15 protein-coding genes are annotated in these 17107 nt (G+C 68.7%); 4 read left to right on the top strand and 11 right to left on the bottom strand.

Going from position 1 to position 17107, the window contains the following annotated elements; genetic code table 11:
- The first annotated feature begins 656 nt into the window (after nucleotides 1–656).
- A complete protein-coding gene (locus LG334_RS08020; protein WP_404385005.1) occupies nucleotides 657–3362 on the top strand; it encodes a ribonuclease E/G in 2706 nt (901 codons plus the stop codon).
- A gap of 80 nt (nucleotides 3363–3442) precedes the next feature.
- Here the strand turns inward: LG334_RS08020 and LG334_RS08015 are convergent, their stop codons facing one another.
- Nucleotides 3443–4501, bottom strand: coding sequence for a type I restriction endonuclease (locus LG334_RS08015; RefSeq protein ID WP_404385003.1), 1059 nt, complete (start codon nucleotides 4499–4501; stop codon nucleotides 3443–3445).
- Nucleotides 4502–4657: 156 nt separating this feature from the next.
- Between LG334_RS08015 and LG334_RS08010 the strand changes: the two genes are divergently transcribed.
- Entirely contained in the window at nucleotides 4658–5092 is a 435-nt protein-coding gene (locus tag LG334_RS08010; RefSeq protein WP_404385001.1) for an SRPBCC family protein, read from the top strand.
- A gap of 62 nt (nucleotides 5093–5154) precedes the next feature.
- Here LG334_RS08010 and LG334_RS08005 read toward each other — a convergent pair whose 3' ends face one another.
- The 5 genes from LG334_RS08005 to LG334_RS07985 form a co-directional block, all read right to left on the bottom strand.
- On the bottom strand, nucleotides 5155–5301 hold the full coding sequence (locus LG334_RS08005; protein WP_404384999.1) for a hypothetical protein: 147 nt from the start codon (nucleotides 5299–5301) through the stop codon (nucleotides 5155–5157).
- A gap of 27 nt (nucleotides 5302–5328) precedes the next feature.
- A complete protein-coding gene (locus tag LG334_RS08000; protein WP_404384997.1) occupies nucleotides 5329–5937 on the bottom strand; it encodes a hypothetical protein in 609 nt (202 codons plus the stop codon).
- A gap of 109 nt (nucleotides 5938–6046) precedes the next feature.
- Nucleotides 6047–6490, bottom strand: coding sequence for a YkvA family protein (locus LG334_RS07995; protein ID WP_404384995.1), 444 nt, complete (start codon nucleotides 6488–6490; stop codon nucleotides 6047–6049).
- A 4-nt stretch (nucleotides 6491–6494) separates the two neighbouring features.
- A complete protein-coding gene (locus LG334_RS07990; protein WP_404384993.1) occupies nucleotides 6495–7286 on the bottom strand; it encodes a tellurite resistance TerB family protein in 792 nt (263 codons plus the stop codon).
- 79 nt (nucleotides 7287–7365) lie between these two features.
- The gene (locus LG334_RS07985) at nucleotides 7366–10008 is read right to left on the bottom strand and encodes a radical SAM protein (protein WP_404384991.1); all 2643 of its coding nucleotides are present in this window, start codon (nucleotides 10006–10008) and stop codon (nucleotides 7366–7368) included.
- 189 nt (nucleotides 10009–10197) lie between these two features.
- Here LG334_RS07985 and LG334_RS07980 point away from each other — a divergent pair, with 189 nt between their 5' ends.
- On the top strand, nucleotides 10198–11148 hold the full coding sequence (locus LG334_RS07980; protein WP_404384989.1) for an isocitrate/isopropylmalate family dehydrogenase: 951 nt from the start codon (nucleotides 10198–10200) through the stop codon (nucleotides 11146–11148).
- Nucleotides 11149–11252: 104 nt separating this feature from the next.
- Here LG334_RS07980 and groL read toward each other — a convergent pair whose 3' ends face one another.
- The 4 genes from groL to LG334_RS07960 form a co-directional block, all read right to left on the bottom strand.
- Nucleotides 11253–12905, bottom strand: a complete 1653-nt coding sequence (gene groL / locus LG334_RS07975) for a chaperonin GroEL (protein ID WP_404384987.1) — start codon at nucleotides 12903–12905, stop codon at nucleotides 11253–11255.
- A gap of 91 nt (nucleotides 12906–12996) precedes the next feature.
- Nucleotides 12997–13284: a co-chaperone GroES gene (gene groES, locus LG334_RS07970; protein ID WP_009540693.1), complete on the bottom strand. Its 288-nt coding sequence runs from the start codon at nucleotides 13282–13284 to the stop codon at nucleotides 12997–12999.
- 216 nt (nucleotides 13285–13500) lie between these two features.
- A complete protein-coding gene (locus LG334_RS07965; RefSeq protein WP_404384985.1) occupies nucleotides 13501–14256 on the bottom strand; it encodes a TVP38/TMEM64 family protein in 756 nt (251 codons plus the stop codon).
- Nucleotides 14257–14266: 10 nt separating this feature from the next.
- A complete protein-coding gene (locus LG334_RS07960) occupies nucleotides 14267–15055 on the bottom strand; it encodes a glycosyltransferase family 2 protein (RefSeq protein ID WP_404384983.1) in 789 nt (262 codons plus the stop codon).
- A 208-nt stretch (nucleotides 15056–15263) separates the two neighbouring features.
- Here LG334_RS07960 and LG334_RS07955 point away from each other — a divergent pair, with 208 nt between their 5' ends.
- Nucleotides 15264–16400, top strand: a complete 1137-nt coding sequence (locus LG334_RS07955; RefSeq protein ID WP_404384981.1) for a COX15/CtaA family protein — start codon at nucleotides 15264–15266, stop codon at nucleotides 16398–16400.
- Here the strand turns inward: LG334_RS07955 and LG334_RS07950 are convergent.
- Nucleotides 16379–16963 carry a hypothetical protein gene (locus LG334_RS07950; protein ID WP_404384979.1) on the bottom strand — a complete coding sequence of 195 codons (585 nt, stop codon included), beginning with the start codon at nucleotides 16961–16963 and terminating at the stop codon, nucleotides 16379–16381. The genes LG334_RS07955 and LG334_RS07950 overlap by 22 nt on opposite strands.
- Nucleotides 16964–17107 lie beyond the last annotated feature (144 nt).

The raw sequence follows: 17107 nt of genomic DNA, 5'->3' as shown, positions 1-17107 counted from the left end.
CGTCATTCGGACACCCGCGCGACCGGCTGGCGGCCGCGCCCTCGCATCGGTGTGGCCGGCTCGGCCACTCTCTCGCTCTCTGCCGGATCAACGGCGGTGCCGCTGCCGGCGTTTGTCGAAACCGCCATCCCGTGGGATTAACAACCGGTTAAGCGGCTTTCGTTGAACCATCGCATGATCTCTGATCTCGAGTCGCGACGCAAGCAAAACCCGACTCCAACCACCGTATCGGTTCGGCGTTCATAATAATGTGTGCCGCCGGGCAACAAACCGTTGTACGGGTGCCCGCCCCTCGCTATGTTGGTTTTGCGAATTTCCGCTGTCGGCGGAGATGATCCTGACCTGCCGTCCCAGCACTTGCGTGACGGCGGCCGGAAGGCTGGAAGACAGTCCAGCAGCCGCCGACGGCCTGTTCGAATTTTGGTCCGAGGCCGGTTTGCAGTTCCACGGCATTTTGACAGCGAAGCAACGTCCGACCGCGTCCGCAGCGCCCCTTTCGGCGCCGCGCGCGACGGACGCGCATCAGCGCGCGTTCCCGGAGGCTTCAGCCTCGCCTGTCCATGCCGCATCACCCGCACGCCGCCTCGTCGGATTGATCCCCCATCCCGCCGAGCGCCGCGCGCGCCGCGGGGTGGCGATGCGGAGTCACAGGTTTAATGGTCAAGCGTATGCTCATCGACGCCACGCACTCGGAAGAGACGCGGGTGGTGGTCGTCAACGGAACCCGTCTTGAATCCTTCGACGTCGAAACCAGCACGAAGAAGCAGATCAAGGGCAACATCTACCTCGCCAAGGTGATCCGCGTGGAGCCGTCGCTCCAGGCGGCCTTCGTGGACTACGGCGGCAACCGCCACGGCTTCCTGGCGTTCAGCGAAATCCATCCCGACTACTACCAGATCCCGGTCGCCGACCGGCAGGCGCTGATCGAGGAACAGAAGGCCGAGGCCGCCCGAGAGGCCGCCGAGGATGACGACGGCGACAACGGCGACGACGTCGAGGACCTGGGCGGCGACGAGGCCGAGGAAGAGCGCGCGCCCCGCGCCCGCTCCAGGCCCGCGCGCAACTACAAGATCCAGGAAGTCATCAAGCGCAAGCAGATCATGCTGGTGCAGGTGGTCAAGGAAGAGCGCGGCAACAAAGGTGCGGCGCTGACCACCTATATCAGCCTGGCGGGCCGCTACTGCGTGCTGATGCCCAACACCGCCCGCGGCGGCGGCGTCTCCCGCAAGATCGTCAATGCCACCGACCGGCGCCGCCTGAAGACCATCATGTCGGATCTGGACGTGCCGGGCGGCATGGCCGTCATCCTGCGCACGGCGGGGGCGGAGCGCTCGAAGGCGGAAATCCGCCGCGACTACGACTACCTGATCCGCACGTGGAACCAGATCCGCGAGACCACGATGGAGTCCCGTGCGCCGGCGCTGATCCACGAGGAAGCGAACCTCATCAAGCGCAGCATCCGCGACGTCTATTCCGCCGACCTGGAAGAGGTGCTGGTGGAGGGCGAGGAAGGCTACCGCCTCGCCAAGGACTTCATGAAGATGCTGACCCCAAGCCACGCCAAAAAGGTACAGCGTTACCGCGATCCCATCATGCCGCTGTTCCACCGCTACCAGGTGGACAGCCAGCTGGACGCCATGCACAGCCCCGTGGTGCAGCTGCGCTCGGGCGGCTACGTGGTCATCAACCAGACGGAAGCCCTGGTCGCCATCGACGTCAACTCCGGCCGCGCCACCAAGGAGCGCCACATCGAGGAGACGGCGGTCAAGACCAACCTGGAGGCCGCCGACGAGATCGCCCGCCAGCTGCGCCTGCGCGACCTGGCCGGGCTGATCGTCATCGACTTCATCGACATGGAGGAAAACCGCAACAACGCGGCCGTCGAGAAGCGCCTGAAGGAAGCCCTGAAGACCGACCGCGCCCGCATCCAGGTGGGCCGCATCTCGGCTTTCGGCCTGCTGGAGCTGTCGCGCCAGCGCCTGCGCCCGTCGCTGATGGAAACCAGCTTCCACAGCTGCCCGCACTGCGGCGGCACGGGCATGATCCGGTCCACCGAGTCCACGGCGGTGCACATCCTGCGCATCATCGAGGAAGAGGGCGTGCGCCAGCGCTCGTCCGAGGTGACCGTGACGGTCCATCCGACGGTGGCGCTCTACATCCTCAACTACAAGCGCGAGGCCCTGGGCGACATCCAGTCGCGTTATGGCATCCACGTCTTCATCCAGGGTGACGAGAGCCTCATCCCGCCCGACCACCGCATGGAGCGGGTAAAGGGCGATCGCCGCGAAGAGGTCCGCATCGCCGCCGAGGTCACCGCCGAGCCCGAGGAGGACGAGGACGAGGAAGCCGCCGCCGCCGCCGCGCCGGCCGAGGCCGCCAAGCCCGCGCGCGCCGAGGCCGAGGCCGAGGAGGACGAGGACGAGAAGGGCAACGGCAAGAAGCGCCGCCGCCGCCGTCGTCGCAAGAAGCGCAACGGCGACGCCGTGGAAGCGCAGGAGGGCCAGGGCGAGTCCGCCGGTGACGCCGCCGGCGCCACCGAAGCCGCCGACCGCGACGACGAAGCCCGCGAAGAGCGCGAGGAGCGTCACGCGGAGGCCGCCGAAGCCTCTGAAGAAAGCCGCGAAGCGGGGTCCGACGAGGACGAGGACGAGGGTGAGGACGGCAAGCGCCGCCGCCGCCGGTCCCGCCGCGGTGGCCGTCGCCGCCGCAAGTCCGCGACCGGCGAGGATCAGGATCAGGATCAGGATCAGGATCAGGATCGCGAGGAGCACGCGGCCGGCGAGCAGCCGGGCGCCGTCGCCGCCGAGATCGCCGAGGATCACCCGCACCCCTCCGAGGTCGAGGTGGAGGTCGCCGTCTCCGACGAGGACGAGGGCGGCCACCTGACGCCGGACGTGGACGAGGAACCGGCGCCGGCCGCCGGCCGAAAGCCGCGCCGCCGCCGCACCCGCAAGCCCGAAACCGCCGAGGCGACGGAAGGCGCCGAGGAGGACAGCGCGCGCGCCGAGGCCCGCGCGGTCATGGCCGAAGCCGCCGAGGCGGACGCGGACTCCGACAGCGCCGGGCGCACGGTGCATGTGCATGTGACGTCGGAGCCGGCCAAGCCGCGCACCGGCTGGTGGGACGCCATGCCGCAGCCGGCGGAAACAGCCGTGACGGTGACCGCCGAGCCGGAGCCGCGCCCGGAGCCGGAAGCCGAGGCACCGTCCGAGCCGGTGGCCGAGACGACGGCGCCCGCGCCGGAACCGGCCGAGGAGGAAGCCGCCGAGGAGGAGGCCCCTGCCCCGGCCGCCGCGATTTCGCCGGAGGCTGACGATCTTCCGGTCAAGCCCCGCCGCGGCTGGTGGGAAATCGGCGGCTGAGGCTGACACCCGCATCGAAGTGAAAAAGCGCCGGAGGCATAGCCCTCCGGCGCTTTTTTTACGTGTTCGGAACGGTGCGATCATGCATCCGCATAAAGGTGAGCTGTCTGCTTGAGCTTCTCGGCCAGAGAGAAAATGTCATCAAGGGATTCTATCTGGATTTTCTGTTCTTTCTTTTCTGGGTCAAAGAGGCCGATATACTTTGTCGACCGGTTGAAATGAAGGCGCGCCAGCGGTTTCCGATTGTTGTCGTCCATGAGGATCGCGCAGTAAGACTTTGCGTCTCGCATCGTCACGCGATCCGGCTTCACGACCTCACGGACAATTGCCTTAATAATGTTGTAGCCCTCAACCTCTTCTTCCGTGGTCACGATGCCATCCTCATTACTCTCCGCCGAATCGACGGAAACCGCTGGCGGCGGCGGATCGTCATCCAGCGCCGAAGTCAGGCGCTGATTGACGAGTTCGCGGATGGTGTCCTTGAAAGCTTGCTGCACGATGGGCTGGAAATCAGCACGCACATTTTGGGTGAATCGCCCATCGTACACACGACTAACGAACAGGCGAACGATATCCTCCGACGGGTCTTCGATCTCCTTGAGGAACTCCTTGCGGATTGCCGAGTTGTATTTGAGCGTGCTGGCGGTCGCCAGAATCGTGTCGACGTCGAATGCGTCAATGCAGAACTTCTTCAGTTCCTCAACCTGGTTCGGCCTATAGTCGGTCATGTCGAACACGAAGAAGGGCTTGGCGTCCATTCTGTTGGGCTGGTCCAGGTCGGAATAGAACCAGAACTGAATCCCATTGGTGAGAACGGCAAATCGAGCCTCAGTGACAGAGAAGTATCTGTAGAGCTGGGACGTATGCTGTTCAGATAGATCGCAGCCACACTTTTTGCACTCGACCAGCATGATGATCTGGCCATCTATCTTGATGGCGTAGTCGACCTTCTCTCCTTTCTTGACGCCGACGTCGGCGGTGAATTCCGGGATCACGATGTCGGGATTGAAGACGTCATAGCCAAGTGCGTTCAAAAACGGCATGACGAAGGCGTTCTTGCACGCTTCCTCCGTTTCGATGCCGTCGCGCTGCCGCGATACCCGCTGCGCCAGCCCTCTTATCTTGTCTTGGAACTCCACGGGAAACCCTCCTCATCCCTCAACCAAAGATAAATAGGCTAGAAACATTCTTGCGGAGTGGCAACAGCTTTGACCGGACGCTCCTTTGTCCCCGACCCACAAGCCCCCTCCCCGCGTTGAACGGGTAGCGCGAATTGCCATCCCGGAGGATCAACCATGGTACGCATCGTCGACAGCATTACCGTTCCCGCCCCGGTGGAGCAGGTGTACCAGTTCATGGACGCCTCCATCCGCATGATCGAGCTGACGCCCGGCATGCAGAAATCCGGCGACCTGGGCGGCGGCGCCAAGGGCAAGGAATCCAAGGTGGAGTACACCTACGAGGTCACCGGCATGCCCATCCGCGGCACCGTCGAGATCACCGAGACCGAGCAGAACCGCAAGGTGACCTACACCCTCTCGGGCCCGACGCCCGGTACCTTCACCTGGACGTTCACGCCCGAGGACAACGGCACCAAGGTGGAACTGGAGGCCGAGTACGGGTCGCAGATGCCCATGCCCGACAGCATGCTGTCCTTCTTCACCAAGGCCTACAACGAGAACAACATCAAGGTGATGCTCGAACGCCTGCGGGACCAGTTCAAGACGTGATCCGTCGCATGGTGCGCGAGGGGCCGCCGCGCTGCCCCTCGTGTCACGTCAGTCGTGCCGCGTCACGAGGAAGCCGCGCCATCGGCTGGCCGGAAGCACAGGCCGAGGGTGGAGCGCATGGTCTTTGCCTCGTCAGGCGTGATCGCCCCCTCGGCGACGGCCCGGATCACGACGTCGCGCAGAAGCGCGCGCACCGTGCCGGGGGTCATGTCGGGATGGCGGTCGAAGTCCGCGCCCTACCCGTCCCTGGCGCGCGCCTCGAAGCGCGTGTAAACCTCGCGCACGGCCGGGCTCATCTCCATGGCGCAGGCGCGCACGTCCTCTTGCGTCGGGCGGGTCGGGGGCGCCTCGGCGGAAGGCTGGTAGCCCGGCGTCTGCGGGTCCCAGAGATCAACGTAGGACCGGCTGCCGTGGGTCCGGCGCGCCAGCACGACCGCGCCGTCGGTGAACACGTCATAGCAAAGGCGCACGTTCCAGTTGGCGCACAGCCGGCCCTGATCCACCTCCCAGGTGCCGTTCTGCGTTGCCGTCACGCCCATGCCGCCCGCCACCCGCTTGCGCGAGACGGTATTGCCGGTGAACACGTACTGGAACACCTCGGGATTGCTGCTGAGATAATGGACGTTGAGCGTCCGCCCGGCGACGAACCGCTCGATCTCCGCCGGCGGAAGCAGCCGCCAGTCGGCAGGGATCGACGCCCGGGCGGTGGGCATGGCGTCCGCAACGGCAGCCCCGACGCGAAGGTCCGCCCGCGTCTCCTCCGAGACGTCGACGGTCGTGCAGGCGGACGATGCCAGGACAAGGGCAAGAAGGGCGGCGCGGGCGCGCGGGTACAGGCGGCTCATGCAGTGTGGTCCAGGCTGGGAATCGACCCTGTGCCTGTACCACTTTTTATCACGGCGAAACAATAAACGACTGTCCGCCCCGCGCGCGAACCTGTGCCCCGCCGCCGGGTCAGGCGCCACGCTCTATGGCTGCGGCCTCCTCGGCCGGAGCATGAACGAAGGCCGCATCCCCCTCGCCGGCCCTCCAAGCCTCGTACCGCCTGAGGTCCTGGCCGATCAGCTTCAGCGCCAGCCCCAGCACCGTCGCGTCGTCCAGCAGGCCGGTGGCGATGATGACGTCGGGCATCAGGTCCATGGGGTTGAGCACGTAGAGCAGCGCGAACACGACCGACGCGATCGTCTTCCACGACACGTCCCGGTACCGCCCGGCCCGCCAGTCGTCCAGCAGGCGCAGAAGCAGGCGGCCCTCGCCGGCGAAGCGCGCCAGGGCGCCGCCGGACATCTTGCTCTCCACGTCCCGCGCGCGGCGGAGCGTCGCCGTCACGTCCTCGCGCCGCACGGACCGCGCGCCGCGCCTGAGGAAGCCGGTGTCGATGCGGCCGAGAACGCCCATCGCGTCAGGCCTCCTCGCGGCCCAGTTCCAGGCGCGCGGCCTCGATCTTGGCATCCAGATGACTGATCAGGTCGCGCGGCAGCCCCAACGCGCCGGCCAGCCGCTCCAGGTACTGGTGTTCGGCCGGAACGTCGGGATCGATGGCGAGTCTGGAGGCCGCGTAGAGTTCCGCCCCCTGCTCCGGCGTGCGGGCCAGGCGGGCGACGGCGAAGGCGTCCGGCTCCTCCGAAAAGGCATCCAGCAGGAAGCCCTTCTCCTCGGCCGACAGGTCCTGCTCTGCGATCTGCTGCTGAATGCGGGCGTGCTCGTCCCGGTCGATATGGCCGTCGCACTTGGCGGCGGCGATCATGGCGCGGATCAACGCCAGGCGGAAATCGGCGCCGGCGCTGTCCTGGTCGCTGTCGGGGGTGAAGCCGCTGGAGGCAGGCGGCGGCACCAGGTCCAGCCCCGCACCCTGTCCCACGCGGGCCGGCGCGGCCTCCTGCGGGTCGCGGTTGCCCTTCCAGTCCGACCACGCCTTGTAGGCCAGGCCCGCGAGCAGCGCCGCGCCGCCGTATTTCAGCGCCTTGCCGCCCATCTTGCGGCCCTTCTTGGAGCCCATCACCATGTTGATGAGACCGCCGGACAGCGCGCCCCCCATCATGCCACCGGTAAAGCCGGAGCCGCCCTTGCCGCCGCCCTGGCCGGATGGGCGCGGGCCGCCGGAACCGCCGCCCATCATGCGGCGCGCCTCCCGCTCCAGATCGCGTGCTCCGCTGGAGCCAAGAACGCCTTCCATCAGCCGCCGCACGTCCATGCAAACCCTCCATTGCGCCGAAACGGTAAGAATCCCTGCACCCTAGATGGACAGGATTCGGCGCAAGGGCAAGCGGCGGTCACCACACCGGTTGCAGGTCGAAGGTCTTCACCTTGGGCACGCTGTCGGGCGTGTCGAGCATGGCGCGCACGGCGCCGGCGTCGGGCAGGTCCTTGTCGAAGCGCGGCCCGCCCATCGGCTGGCTGGCATAGCAGGCGATGATGTGGTCGCGCGGGGTGCCAAAGTAGCGCCCGCGCGGGCTGAACAGGTCGAAGACGTGGTCGCGCAGCACTTCGGCATAGCGTCCGGCGGTCTGCTGGTCCAGCCAGCCGTCGGGCTCGAAGCCGACCAGCTCCCCGTTGGCGAGCGAACGCTTGTAATAGACCTTGCGGATGCCGAACTCGGCCGGGCGATCGTGGATGGGCGTGCCCGGCTCCAGCACGAAGTGGCCGCACAGGATCTGGTCGATGTAGGCGCTGTTGCGCAGCATGAAATCGACGGTGTCGTCCAGATCGTCCCGTGTTTCGGTGGGGAAGCCGACGATCAGGAAGATGTGGTTGCGGATGCCCGCCTCCGACGCCAGCCGCAGCGTCGTCTCCGAAGACTCCACCGTGTTGCCCTTGTCCATGAGCGCCAGGATGCGCTCCGACCCGCTCTCCATCCCCCAGTAGACGGCGCGGCAGCCGGCCTTGTGCATGAGCTGAAGAATCTCAGGCGTGAAGTCGGCGGTGGGCTTGGCGAGCGCGTAGTAGTGCAGGTCCAGGCCCTGGGCCAGGATTTCCTCGCTGATCTTCTTGAAGCGCTTGGCCGAGATCATCTCGTCGACGAAGGTGAACAGCCGCGCCCCGCGCGCCGCCTGCTGGTGCGCCATCTCGTGCACCACGCGGTCGATGGCCTGTGTCTTGTAGGTCCCGGCGTAGGAGGCGAAGTGATTGCAGAAGGTGCAGCGCCGCCAATAGCACCCGCGCGACGACAGCACCGGATAGACCGGCTCGGGCACGAAGTACTGCGGCGGGTCGAAATCGGCGAAATCGGCGAACGGCTGGGTATTGTAGTCCACCGGGAAGCCGTCGCCGCTGACCTTGGCCCGGCCCGTCGCCGGATCGCGGAAGGCCAGGCCCGGAATTTCCGGCAGCGGATCGGCGCCCGACCGCAGGGCCTCCACCAGCGCCAGGAAGCAGGCCTCGCCGGCGTGCAGGACCAGGTAGTCCACGTAGTCCTCGGCCAGGAAGCCGTCCAGGTTCACGGCCTTGAAGAAGCCGCCGCCGAAGACGATGCGGATGCTGCGGTCCAGCCGGCGGATGGTGCGCGCCAGCAGCACGGCGTAGGGCAGCTGGTCGGTGTAGGTGATGGAAATGCCCACCACCCCCGGGCGCTTCGCCACCAGCGCCTCGGCGTCGCGGATCACCCACCAGGGCGTCGGGGCGCCGGCGCCTTCCGCGCGGCGGACACGGTTCAGGCCGTTGTCGTAAAACAGCGAGAAGTACTTGATGAACGGCTGCAAATGCTGGTCATACGTGGTGGGGTCATCAAACTCGACCCCGCCCTCGCGGAACACGGTGCCGGCGGCGACGAAGGTCTCGCGGTCCTCGAAGGACGGATACAGGGCGTCGTCGCGCAGGGCCCGGTACAGGGCGTCGAAGCGCCAGGCGTTGGTATCGGCGCAGGACGCCTCGAACCCCTCGCCCTTTTCCGCCACATAGCTTTTCACCAGCGAGATGCCCAGCGGCACCGCCGGATAGTGGCCGAAGCCGTTGACCAGGATCACGCGGCTGGGGTCGGCCGGGGCATCGGGAATGGCGGTCGGCGGCGCCTCGTACAGCAGGTCGAGGAACCGCTTGTCGTAGCCGGGCACGGCCTTGCGCGCGGCCTTGACCGCCTCCACGGCCTCGGCATGGCGGCCGGCGGCCTGCAGGCTTTCGACCAGCGCCGCATGGGCGTCGCCCACCTTGGGCGCCAGCGCGATGGACCCGCGGAAGGCGTCGACGGCCTCATCATAGCGGCCGGTGTCGTGCAGCGTGGCGCCCAGCACCCACAGCAGGCGGGGCGGCTGCGCGTCGGGACAGGCCAGCGCCGCCTCCACGGCCGCCACCGCCTCGTCGTACCGCCCGCGCCGGCGCAGCAGGCGGCCGAGCAGCGCGTGCGCGGCCGCCACCCTGGGCGCGCGCGCGATCAGGGCGCGCACCGCAGTCTCGGCGTCCTCCGGCCGGCCCTGGTCGAGCAGCACCGCGACCAGACCATCGGTGGCCGCCGGATTGCCTGGCGCGGCCTTGACGGCGGCGCGAGCATCGGCCTCGGCGTCGGCCAGCGGTCCCCAGCCGCGCAGGGCGGCGGCGCGGATCAGGCGGGCCGACAGAACCGTGCGGTCGGCCTTGAGCGCGCGGCCGGCGGCCTCGGAGGCCTCTGTGTAGTCGCCCGCGAAATACAGCTTTTCGGCGATCTGTGTCAGCGCCCTGGCCTTGTCCGCCCCCTTCAGCCGCTTCGGCAGTCCCAGGGCGGCGGCGGCCGTGACCTCGGCGTCGGCGCGCCGGCCGTCCTGCCACAGGGTCACCGCCTCGTCCAGGTGCGCCTCCGGCGGCACGGCGGCCATGGCAGGCATGCGCACCGGCGCTCCGGGCATGACGGTGGGACCGGCGGGACGCGCCGGCCGGGCGGCGGCCTTGGCGGCAGACGGCGCGGCGACGGCGGCCAGGGGAAACGGCGGCAGCGGCTTGCCGGACATGGCGGACCTCTTCTTCGGAAACCGCCCGGAGTATGCGGAGAAAACACCCTCGGCACAACCATCCGCGACTCGGGGGTTTTCCGGTGTTTGAAATCCCGCGCGACGCACCGATGTCTTGGACGCGCGCTGCGGCATTCCCCTGCTCCCCCGCCCCCGGTCCCCGGCCGCGCGCGCGACAAGGAGGCCCTCATGACCACTCCCATCCCCATCACCGTCTGCGAAGGCGACGGCGTCGGGCCCGAGATCACCGACGCGGTGCTGCGCATTCTGGAGGAGGCCGGCACGCCCCTGGCCGTGGAGTTCGCTCCGGCAAGCCGCGCCGCCGCCATCGCGCGCAGCAGCGGTGCCCTGCTCTGCGGCCCGTTGACGGCGGAAACGGCGCGGGATCTGCACGCCGAGGCCGCGACCGTGGCGGAGGTGCGGCGGGCGCGGGCCCCGGCGCCCTTCGTGCGGGCGGCGACGGCGGGCCTGGACCTGACGGTGGTGCGCGCGCTCGACGATCGGCCGCGCGCGGTGGCGCGCGTGGCGGTGGAGGCGGCGCGCGCCCACGGCCGGCGGCGGCTGACCGTGCTCACGGGCGGCAGCCTTGCCGACGACGCCCTGGCGGACGCGGTCATGGCGCATGCTCCCGCCGACCGTCTGACGGTGGAGCGCCGCCCGGTGGACGCGGCGACGGCGCAGCTTGTCGCCGAGCCCGCCAGCCTGGAGGCCGTTGTGGTCCCGGCGGTCCACGGGGCCGTGGTCGCAGGAGTGGCGACGCGGCTGGCCGGCGGTCCGACGCTGACGTCGCTCACCATCGCCGGCCGCGGGGGCGACGCCTTCGCCTGCGCCCACGGGCCGGCCTTCAGCCGGGCCGGCCGGGACGAGGCCAATCCCTCGGGCCTGCTGCTGGCGGCCGTCGACCTGTTGATTCACCTCGGCCTCGAGGACGACGCAGCACGCATCCACAACGCCTGGTCCCGCACCATCGAGGACGGCATCCACACCCCCGACCTCCACCACCAGAGCACCAGTTGGCGCAAGGTCGGCACCGGCGGCTTCGCCAAGGCCGTCATCACGCGCCTCGGCCTCCGCCCCGTGCACCTGCCGGGCACACCGCACGGCGCCGGCAACGGCGGCCATATCGTTGCGGCGGAGTAGCGGCGCCGTTTTTCGGGTGTTCGGTGCAAAAAAGGAAAGGGGCCGCCCCAGCCGGGGCGGCCCCTTCCTCTTGGCGTTCGGCCGGTGGCCGGACGGTCGGGCTCTTAGAAGCCCATGCCGCCCATGCCGCCCATGCCACCCATGCCGCCCATGTCGGGCGCGCCGCCTTCCTTCTTCTCGGGGATCTCACCCACCATGGCTTCGGTGGTGATGAGCAGGCCCGCGATGGAGGAGGCGTCCTGCAGGGCGGCACGCACGACCTTGGTGGGGTCGATGATGCCGGCCTGGACCATGTTGACGAACTCGCCGGTCTGGGCGTTGAAGCCCATGTCGACGTCCATCTTCTCCAGCAGCTTGCCGGCGATCACGGCGCCGTCGTGGCCGGCGTTCTCGGCGATCTGGCGCACCGGCGTCTGCAGGGCGCGGCGGACGATCTCGATGCCGACCTTCTGGTCCGCGTTGCCGCCTTCCAGGCCTTCCAGCGCCTTGATGGCGTACAGGAGCGCCACGCCGCCGCCGGCGACGATGCCTTCCTGGACGGCCGCACGGGTGGCGTGAAGGGCGTCGTCGACGCGGTCCTTCTTCTCCTTCACCTCGACCTCGGTGGCGCCGCCGACCTTGATGACGGCCACGCCGCCGGCCAGCTTCGCCAGACGCTCCTGGAGCTTCTCGCGGTCGTAGTCCGAGGTGGTCTCCTCGATCTGCGCCTTGATCTGGTTGACGCGGGCGTCGATGTCGTCACGCGAGCCGACGCCGTCCACGATGGTGGTGTCTTCCTTGGTGATGGAGACGGTCTTGGCCTGGCCCAGCATGTCCAGCGTGGTGTTCTCGAGCTTGATGCCGAGATCCTCGCTGATGACCTCGCCGCCGGTCAGCACGGCGATGTCCTGCAGCATGGCCTTGCGACGGTCGCCGAAGCCCGGCGCCTTCACGGCCGCGACCTTCAGGCCGCCGCGCAGCTTGTTGACCACCAGCGTGGCCAGGGCCTCGCCCTCGATGTCCTCGGCGATGATCAGCAGCGGACGGCTGGACTGCACCACGGACTCCAGCACCGGCAGCAGCGGCTGCAGGCTGGTCAGCTTCTTCTCGTGGATCAGGATGTAGGGGTTGTCCAGCTCCGCGACCATCTTCTCGGCGTTGGTCACGAAGTACGGCGACAGGTAGCCGCGGTCGAACTGCATGCCCTCGACGACGTCCAGCTCGGTCTCCAGGCCCTTGGCCTCCTCGACCGTGATGACGCCCTCGTTGCCGACGCGCTCCATGGCCTTGGCGATCATGTCACCGATGTCGGTGTCGCCGTTGGCGGAGATGGTGCCGACCTGGGCGACTTCGCCGGAGGTGCCGATCTTGCGGGTGCGGCTGGCGAGGTCCTCGACGACCTTGGAGACGGCGATGTCGATGCCGCGCTTCAGGTCCATCGGGTTCATGCCGGCGGCCACCGACTTGGCGCCCTCGCGGACGATGGACTGGGCCAGCACGGTGGCGGTGGTGGTGCCGTCACCGGCGATGTCGGCGGTCTTGGAAGCGACTTCCTTGACCATCTGGGCGCCCATGTTCTCGAACTTGTCGGACAGCTCGATTTCCTTGGCGACCGAAACGCCGTCCTTGGTCACGCGCGGGGCGCCGAAGGACTTTTCCAGCACCACGTTGCGGCCCTTGGGACCCAGCGTCACCTTCACGGCGTCGGCCAGGATGTCAACGCCGCGCAGCATGCGGTTGCGGGCGTCGACGCCGAATTTCACTTCCTTGGCAGCCATTGGCTTGAAACCTCTTTCTGAATTCTTGGGATCGGTGGGATCGGAGATCAGGAGGGCGGCGCGGCGCCTTGCCCCGCGCCGACGCGGGTCCTTACTCGACGATGCCCATGATGTCGGTCTCCTTCATGATGAGGAGATCCTCACCCTCGATGGTGACCTCGGTGCCCGACCACTTGCCGAACAGGACGTTGTCGCCGACCTTGACGTCCAGCGCGACGATCTGGCCGTCCTCGCCACGGGCGCCGGGGCCGACGGCGATCACTTCGCCCTGCTGCGGCTTTTCCTTGGCCGTGTCGGGGATGATGATGCCCCCGGCGGTCTTCTCTTCGCTTTCCTTGCGCTTGACCAGGACACGGTCGTGCAGCGGCCGAAACTTCATGGAATTCCTCCTTATGGGGAATGGTCCCGATGATTGAGTCAAAGAGACGAACGAAAAATAAGGGGCGGAAGGGCGCCGGCGCCGACTCGGCTGTTAGCACTCCCCCGCCGTGAGTGCCAAAACAGGTAATCCGGTGGCGAAGGCCTGTCAAGTCCGGGCCGCATGACCGTCCGATGAAGGATTTGCGCCGAAGGACCGGCGCCGCCCGCAAGCGCCTCAGGCCGCGCGGGCGCGCCTGCGCTGGCGGCGGATGCGGCGGTAGAGCCACACGCCGATCACGCCCGAGACCACGAACAGCGCCACCGATAGGGTGATGCGCCATTCCGGGTCGACGTGGATGCCGGTTCCCAGCAGGGCGAAGATGGCCGTCTGCGGCAGGTAGCCCAGCAGCGAGCCGGCCAGGAACGGCCCGGCGCCCACGCTTGTCACCCCGGCGGCCAGGTTGGTGACCACGTTGCTGCCCACCGGCAGAAAGCGGATCAGCAGCGTCATGGTGAAGGGATTGCCGCGCAGGAAGGCGTCCACCTTGCCGATGCGCCGGCCGAAGCGGTGGCGCACGAAGGACCGGCCGAACAGGCGCGCATACCAGAAGGCCGCCATGCAGCCGATCATCTGGGCCAGAAGGGCGAACGCGATGCCTTCCCACAGGCCGAAGACATAGCCGCCGCCGAAGGCGACAAGCTGGCGCGGCAGGCCGATGCCTGTCAGAGCCGCGCCGACGGCGACGAAGATCAGCTCGCCGTAGAAGCCGCGGCCGCGTACCTCTTCATCCAGCCACGCCGGGTCCAGCAGGTCCACAAGGCCGAGCGCGCGGGCGGCGAAGCCCAGCGCCACCAGGCCCGCGATCATCACCAGCCCCTTGATCAACCCCTTCGTGCCCGACGATGCCTCGGCACCGGGGCTGTCCAGCGTCTCGGCGTCCTCGGCGGGCGCGGCGTCATCGCGGGATGCGGCGGAAGGGTCGGAGGTCACGGAGCCGGGATCAGTCGTGGTGCTCGATGGTGGGGATGCGGGCGCGGCTGCGCAGCCAGGCGACGCCGAACAGGTCGACGATACCCACCCACAGGCGGTTCCACACGCCGTACTTGGACACACCCCGTTCGCGCGGGCGGTGGTTGACGCGCACGCTGACCACCTTGCCGCCGGCGCGGATCATCAGCGCCGGCAGGAAGCGGTGCATGTGGTCGAAGCGCGGCATGTCCAGGAAGGTCTGGCGGGCGAACAGCTTCAGGCCGCAGCCGCTGTCCGGCGTGCTGTCCTTGAGCATGAACGAGCGCACGCCGTTGGCGACCTTCGACGACAGGCGGCGGATGAAGGTGTCCTTGCGCTTCTGCCGGTGGCCCGCAATCATCACCAGCGCCGCGTCGCCGGCCGAGGCGGCGGCCTCCTGGTCGCGGCGGCGGATCATGTCGGGAATGTCGGCCGGGTCGTTCTGGCCGTCGCCGTCCAGGGTGGCGATCCAGGGCGCGCGGGCGTGCTTGACGCCGCTGGCGACGGCCTGGCTCTGGCCGCAGCTGCGACGGTGCCGCACGACGCGCAAGCTGGGGAACTTGTCCCTGGCCTCGCGCAGGCGGGCCGGCGTCTCGTCGTCGGAGCCGTCGTCCACATAGACGATCTCGAAGTCGATGAAGCCGTTCAGGGCCGCGTCGATCTCGGTGATGAGGGGCAGGATGTTCTCTGCCTCGTTCTTGACGGGCACGATCACCGACAGGTCGGGGACCATGGGCGTGGCCGCCGACAGCGGGGCTTCGGGCTTGCTGGACTCGTTCATCAAAATGCCGGCCGGGGCTGTAAGGGATAAGCGTCGAGGCCGTGTTGTAACGCCGCATCCGCCGCGCGGCAAACGGTTTCGCGGCGGGCGGACCCTCGGCGGGCGGTCAAATCCTACTTCGCCGCTGCGGCTTTAGCCTTGAAGCCGCGCCGCCGCCACCGCATCATCCTGGAAAACAGACTGGTGAAACAGGGAGGTCCACCGCCGCATGCCGTCGTCCTCGCCCTCCGTCGCCCTGCCCAGGGGTGTCGCCCCGTCCGGCGCGCCGGGAACCGCCGCCGTTCCCTCGCCCCGCCGCCGCGCCCTGGCCGCCTGGCTGTTCACCTTGAGCGGCATGGTCGTCTTCATGGCCTGCCTGGGCGCGGCGACGCGCCTGACGGATTCGGGCCTGTCCATGGTGGAGTGGCAACTGTTCACCATCCTGCCGCCGCTGTCCCAGACCGAGTGGCAGGCAACCTTCGACGCCTACCGCCAGTCCCCGCAATACCTGCTACAGAACGCTGGGATGAGCCTGGAGGCATTCAAGGGCATCTTCTGGCTGGAGTATCTGCACCGCCTGTGGGGCCGCATCATCGGCATCGCCTTTGCGGTGCCCTTCCTGGTGTTCCTCGTCAAGGGCGCCATCGACGCGCGCCTCGGCCTTAAGCTGGGCGCGCTGTTCGTGCTGGGCGGCATGCAGGGGCTGGTGGGCTGGATCATGGTGCAGAGCGGCCTCGTCGAGCAGCCCATGGTCAGCCCGGTCAAGCTGGCCGCGCACCTCGGCCTCGCCGTGCTGATCCTGGGCCTGCTGTGGCGCCTGGCGCTGGACCTTTGGCTGGAGGAACCGGGCCACGCCGTGCCGCCCCCGGCCCGTCGGCTGGCGGCGGGCGCGCGGGCGTTCCTCGGCTATGTGTTCCTGGTGATCCTCTCGGGCGCGCTGGTCGCGGGTCTGGACGCCGGACTGACCTACAACACCTTTCCGCTGATGGACGGCGACCTTGTGCCCGAGGGGCTGCACCTGCACGCGCCCTGGTGGGTCAACCACCTGGACAACATCACCACCGTGCAGTTCCAGCACCGCGTTCTGGCGACGGCGCTGGTCGCCTTCGCCCTGGGACTGGCCGCCTGGGCGTGGCGGACCGGTGCGCCCCTGCCCCGCCGCGCCCGCGCCACGGCGGCCGCGCTGGGCGCCCTGGCGGTGGGCCAGATGGCGCTGGGGATCGCCACGCTTCTGGCGGTCGTCCCGGTCTCGCTGGGCGTGCTGCATCAGTTGGGCGCGCTGATCGTGTTCCTGGCGGCCGTGACGCTGGTGCGGCTGCTGCGCTGTTCCTCCGCCCCCGCGCCTCAGCCGTCGGAGCAGCGGTAGGCCGCTTCCCAGACGGTTTTCGCCAGGTCCGGCCCCAGCAGCTTTTCCGACCGGATGCGCTGGAGCCGCACCGGCAGGTCGCGGCGCTCGTCGATCAGGCGCAGCACGGCGGCACGGTATTCCGGCACGAAGGCCGGCCGGGCATCGTCGTAGAGGCAGCCGCAATCGATGGACGGCAGCGTCTTGACGCAGGCGGCCATGAACTCGCTGCGCGCCGCCTGCTCCTCGGGTGAGGCGACGGCGGCGAAGGGGCTGTCGCGCATCAGCCAGACCATGCCGAACCCGCCGCCGACGCCGATGACGGCGCCGAAGACCGCCACTACCCCGGCCAGCGCCAGAACCGACTTGCGATGCGCCCGCCCCCGCTGGCGCCGCGACCGCCGCCGCCGCTCCACCGGGGCGTCACTGCCGGCGGTTCGCGCGCCGCGCCGCCGGCCGGCCCCGCTCTCTTCTCCGTCCGGCGGCGCCGGGTCGGGCCGGCGCGGGCGGTACGCCATGCCGCCGGCGAAGGGATCGTCCTCGTCCACTGAGGCGGCAGGCGGGAAGTGGTCCTGGCTCGACATGACGTCCCCCGGATCATTCGGCAGCGGCAGATGGTGCGGACGCCGGCCCGCACCTTGTTCCCACTATAGCCGAACAAGGGCGCGGGAACAGTCCCCGACCAGACCGATTCCACGCGCACAAGACGTGCGGCCCTCCCTCGGAAG

The organism is Caenispirillum salinarum, from assembly GCF_044803115.1.
Classification (GTDB): domain Bacteria; phylum Pseudomonadota; class Alphaproteobacteria; order Rhodospirillales; family Rhodospirillaceae; genus Caenispirillum; species Caenispirillum salinarum_A.
This window is presented reverse-complemented; position numbering and strand designations above follow the sequence as displayed.

Bases quoted from the DNA above. Each gene is read 5' to 3' on its own strand.
- LG334_RS08020 (WP_404385005.1), top strand. From the start codon at position 657: ATGGTCAAGCGTATGCTCATCGACGCCACGCACTCGGAAGAGACGCGG.
- LG334_RS08010 (WP_404385001.1), top strand. From the start codon at position 4,658: ATGGTACGCATCGTCGACAGCATTACCGTTCCCGCCCCGGTGGAGCAG.
- LG334_RS08005 (WP_404384999.1), bottom strand. From the start codon at position 5,301: ATGACCCCCGGCACGGTGCGCGCGCTTCTGCGCGACGTCGTGATCCGG.
- LG334_RS08000 (WP_404384997.1), bottom strand. From the start codon at position 5,937: ATGAGCCGCCTGTACCCGCGCGCCCGCGCCGCCCTTCTTGCCCTTGTC.
- LG334_RS07995 (WP_404384995.1), bottom strand. From the start codon at position 6,490: ATGGGCGTTCTCGGCCGCATCGACACCGGCTTCCTCAGGCGCGGCGCG.
- LG334_RS07990 (WP_404384993.1), bottom strand. From the start codon at position 7,286: ATGGACGTGCGGCGGCTGATGGAAGGCGTTCTTGGCTCCAGCGGAGCA.
- LG334_RS07985 (WP_404384991.1), bottom strand. From the start codon at position 10,008: ATGTCCGGCAAGCCGCTGCCGCCGTTTCCCCTGGCCGCCGTCGCCGCG.
- LG334_RS07980 (WP_404384989.1), top strand. From the start codon at position 10,198: ATGACCACTCCCATCCCCATCACCGTCTGCGAAGGCGACGGCGTCGGG.
- groL (WP_404384987.1), bottom strand. From the start codon at position 12,905: ATGGCTGCCAAGGAAGTGAAATTCGGCGTCGACGCCCGCAACCGCATG.
- groES (WP_009540693.1), bottom strand. From the start codon at position 13,284: ATGAAGTTTCGGCCGCTGCACGACCGTGTCCTGGTCAAGCGCAAGGAA.
- LG334_RS07960 (WP_404384983.1), bottom strand. From the start codon at position 15,055: ATGAACGAGTCCAGCAAGCCCGAAGCCCCGCTGTCGGCGGCCACGCCC.
- LG334_RS07955 (WP_404384981.1), top strand. From the start codon at position 15,264: ATGCCGTCGTCCTCGCCCTCCGTCGCCCTGCCCAGGGGTGTCGCCCCG.
- LG334_RS07950 (WP_404384979.1), bottom strand. From the start codon at position 16,963: ATGTCGAGCCAGGACCACTTCCCGCCTGCCGCCTCAGTGGACGAGGAC.